The 2957-nt window shown below is 66.5% G+C and carries 5 protein-coding genes and 1 pseudogene; 4 read left to right on the top strand and 2 right to left on the bottom strand.

What is annotated here, in order from left to right; genetic code table 11:
• Positions 1-354 (bottom strand): annotated as a pseudogene (locus tag HUU96_RS14045) (hypothetical protein); the annotation flags it as partial.
• A 378-nt stretch (positions 355-732) separates the two neighbouring features.
• Here HUU96_RS14045 and dksA point away from each other — a divergent pair.
• Positions 733-1197, top strand: a complete 465-nt coding sequence (dksA, locus tag HUU96_RS14040) for an RNA polymerase-binding protein DksA (RefSeq protein WP_174293366.1) — start codon at positions 733-735, stop codon at positions 1195-1197.
• Positions 1198-1287: 90 nt separating this feature from the next.
• Positions 1288-1668, top strand: coding sequence for a PilZ domain-containing protein (locus tag HUU96_RS14035; protein WP_174293365.1), 381 nt, complete (start codon positions 1288-1290; stop codon positions 1666-1668).
• A 13-nt stretch (positions 1669-1681) separates the two neighbouring features.
• On the opposite strand, the gene HUU96_RS14030 is transcribed toward HUU96_RS14035, so the two are convergent.
• Positions 1682-1837, bottom strand: coding sequence for a YdcH family protein (locus HUU96_RS14030; protein WP_174293364.1), 156 nt, complete (start codon positions 1835-1837; stop codon positions 1682-1684).
• A 209-nt stretch (positions 1838-2046) separates the two neighbouring features.
• Here HUU96_RS14030 and HUU96_RS14025 point away from each other — a divergent pair, with 209 nt between their 5' ends.
• Positions 2047-2211, top strand: a complete 165-nt coding sequence (locus HUU96_RS14025) for a YdcH family protein (RefSeq protein WP_174293367.1) — start codon at positions 2047-2049, stop codon at positions 2209-2211.
• Positions 2212-2304: 93 nt separating this feature from the next.
• On the top strand, positions 2305-2766 hold the full coding sequence (locus HUU96_RS14020) for a DUF1465 family protein (protein ID WP_174293363.1): 462 nt from the start codon (positions 2305-2307) through the stop codon (positions 2764-2766).
• The last annotated feature ends 191 nt before the right edge of the window (positions 2767-2957 follow it).

The raw sequence follows: 2957 nt of genomic DNA, 5'->3' as shown, positions 1-2957 counted from the left end.
GAAGCCGCCGCCTAACCCCCCACCAAAGCCGCCGCCGCCGAAGAAGCCGCCGCTGCCGCCGACCACGACCGGAACCGAGCCGCCGCCGCCGCTGAACGGCTGCGGTGCGGGCAGCGCGATCGGTGCGGTGTTGGCCACCGTCACCACCGCGGGCGCGCACGAGCTGGTGGTGGTGGTCGTGACGATGCGTCGCCGACCATGGCCGATCTGGGTCGCGACGACCCGCTGCGCGACGACGTGTCCCTTGATCACCCGCTTGGCATAGTTATGCTGCGGCCGCTCTGCGTAATGAACGGCTCCGCCGCCGATCGCGGCACCGCCAGCGGCACACGCGCAAAGTTTAGCCAGAGCCATCCGAACCGACATGATAGCACTTCCCATCCAAGGCATGTCGCCGATCGACACAAGACGCGTCGCGGCGGACATCTGCTGCTATCCTCAAAAGCCAGAAACAAAGCATTAAGGGCAAGCGCATTAACCATCATTGTGTCGTTGTCAGTGAGGATTGGCTACACGCGGCGGGGAAGCTTATCGTTAATGTGTCAGGACGGCACGGGCGGGTTTTATCGCACGGCCATCCAAGAGCCATTGTGCCTCCCACGCCACACAGTCGCGCAAGGAACAATACCCCTCCGCCTCCTGCTTGTGGGGGCGACGCTTGCTGCCTATAGGCGCTCGGCATGGGGTGGCGTGCGGGCCAGAACGGGTCGGGCGCCACGGGGGAGTGTGGGCATGGCGACGTTGTTGAATCGCGTGGGCAGCACTGAGATACCTGGTCCGCCGGCGAACGACGCCGGTGATGGTTACCGCCCGACGGCCGACGAGCCGTTCATGAGCCTTCGCCAACAGGCCTATTTCCGGACCAAGCTGTTCGCCTGGAAGGATGCCATCCTGCGCGAGGCGCAAGGGACGCTGTCGCAGCTCCAGGCCGACAGCCTGCGCGAGGCGGACCTGACCGATCGCGCGTCAAGCGAGACCGACTGGTCGATCGAGCTGCGCACCCGCGACCGCCAGCGCAAGCTGATCGCCAAGATCGACGCCGCCATCCGCCGCATCGACGAGGGCGAATATGGCTATTGCGACGTCACCGGCGAGCCAATCAGCCTTGCCCGACTGGAGGCGCGGCCGATCGCGACGATGACGGTGGAGGCGCAGGAACGGCACGAGCGGCACGAGAAGATTTCGCGCGAAGATTAGGCGCACGCCGTTCCGGGCCGACTATTTAGCCCTTATTAACCGCACAGCCTTACGCGACACGCGACTACCCCACGCAGAGGCTCGCATCGCATGGACAGCATCGACCGCATCCCGTTTGTCGATCACGATGACGGATCGGCCGATGGCGCGCGTTCGCAACGGGCGAGGGGCCGTGACAGCCTGTTCCTCACGGGTCGCCTGTCGCTCCCCGGCGAGACTGTGCAGCGCAACGTGCGCGTCCGCAATTTGTCGGAGGGCGGCCTGATGATCGAGATCGATCGCAAGCTGCCGCTCGAGTCGACGCTCCGCCTGGTGTTGCGCGGCATCGGCGAGGTGACCGGACGGGTCGCCTGGTGCGCGGAAGGGCGGATCGGTATCGCCTTGGATCAGCCGATCGACCCCCGGCTCGCCCGCAAGCCGATCGGTGGCGGCGAGCATACTCCGCACTACGCCAAGCCTTTGCTGGGTTGAGCGGAGCGCGACGCTATAAGGTCGCGATCTCTTCCTTGAGCCGCAGCTTCTGCTTCTTGAGCGACGCGATCCGCACCGAATCGGGCTGCGGCCTCGCCGTCTCGTCGGCGATGCGGCGGTCCAACAGGGAATGCTTGGTTTCCAGTGCAGTCTGGTGGGTCGTCGCCATGGCAAGTCGCTCCTGCAATCGTTGGGTGAATATTGAACCACCAGTCTTGAAGAAAGTCGCGCGCCGATGGGTCCGATGCGACGAACGGCTATGCTGGATGCGACCATCCGTTTTGGCGCTCGCTTCGCCATCGCCCGCTGGCTAGGATTGGCGTTAGACGCCGATGGGGATGCCGGGTGGACATAGCAGTGGCGCAGGTGAGGCTCGACATGCTGCGCGTCGAGCATCGCGACCTCGACACCGCGATCGAGGCGCTGGCGACGACCACAATCCCAGATCAGTTGCAGATGGCCAGGCTGAAGAAGCGCAAGCTGCGGTTGCGTGACGAGATCGCGCAGATCGAGGATCGGCTAGTGCCGGACCTGATCGCCTGATCCTTCCACATGCGCGACGTCGCGCGTCGCTTTGGGACGACTTCACTCGCGCGCCGCATTGCCGCGGCCCTGTCGCGCGTGGCAGCAGGGGCAATGCCTGGCGCACCTCGTGATTCGCGACTTCATCGCCGGTTGGTGGACGCGCTGTACGTCGAGGCGATGGTACTGGCGGACGAGGCGCGCGCCTATTTCGACGAGCAGGGCCGGGCCGAGCGCGAGTCGCTCGCACCGCTGAGCCGCGTCGCGTTCTCGTGCGAGTCGCTGAAGGTCACGACGCGGCTGATGCACGTCATCGCCTGGCTGCTGACCCAGCGAGCGGTGTTCGCCGGCGAGATGCGCGCCCGCGAGGCGCTTGATCCGTCGCGCCGGCTAGGCGAGGCACCAGTGACCGACCCGGCAGCGCTGGCCGATCTGCCGCCGCAAGCGCGTGCGCTGGTCACGATGAGCGGCGACCTGCATCGGCGGGTGGCACGGCTTGACCAGGCCCAGGTCAGCGAGGCGATCGCCGCCAGTCCGGTGCAGGCTCTGCAGGAGCGGCTGGCGCTCGCCTTCTGAGCGGGCAGGCGCGGCTCCAACCGGCGGCTGGTTCGTTGGCGGCGTTCGAACAAGAGAGTGATGCCGCGTTGAAGATGACGATCGATCGGGACCGCGCACGCGCCGGGCTGCTGACGGCGGCGGCGGTGGCGGCGCTGGGTTATGCGCTGGTGGCCGGGCTGGTGGTGCAGCTGCCGATCAAGCCGACCGAC

This window comes from Sphingomonas bacterium (assembly GCF_903644135.1).
Lineage (GTDB): Bacteria > Pseudomonadota > Alphaproteobacteria > Sphingomonadales > Sphingomonadaceae > Sphingomonas.
Note: the sequence above shows the minus strand (reverse complement) of the source record. Positions and strands in the feature narration are given on the sequence as shown.

What these genes read in the sequence shown, in the direction of transcription:
- HUU96_RS14030 (WP_174293364.1), bottom strand. Translation starts at nt 1,837, where the DNA reads ATGGCGACGACCCACCAGACTGCACTGGAAACCAAGCATTCCCTGTTG.
- HUU96_RS14025 (WP_174293367.1), top strand. Translation starts at nt 2,047, where the DNA reads ATGCTGCGCGTCGAGCATCGCGACCTCGACACCGCGATCGAGGCGCTG.
- HUU96_RS14035 (WP_174293365.1), top strand. Translation starts at nt 1,288, where the DNA reads ATGGACAGCATCGACCGCATCCCGTTTGTCGATCACGATGACGGATCG.
- HUU96_RS14020 (WP_174293363.1), top strand. Translation starts at nt 2,305, where the DNA reads ATGCCTGGCGCACCTCGTGATTCGCGACTTCATCGCCGGTTGGTGGAC.
- dksA (WP_174293366.1), top strand. Translation starts at nt 733, where the DNA reads ATGGCGACGTTGTTGAATCGCGTGGGCAGCACTGAGATACCTGGTCCG.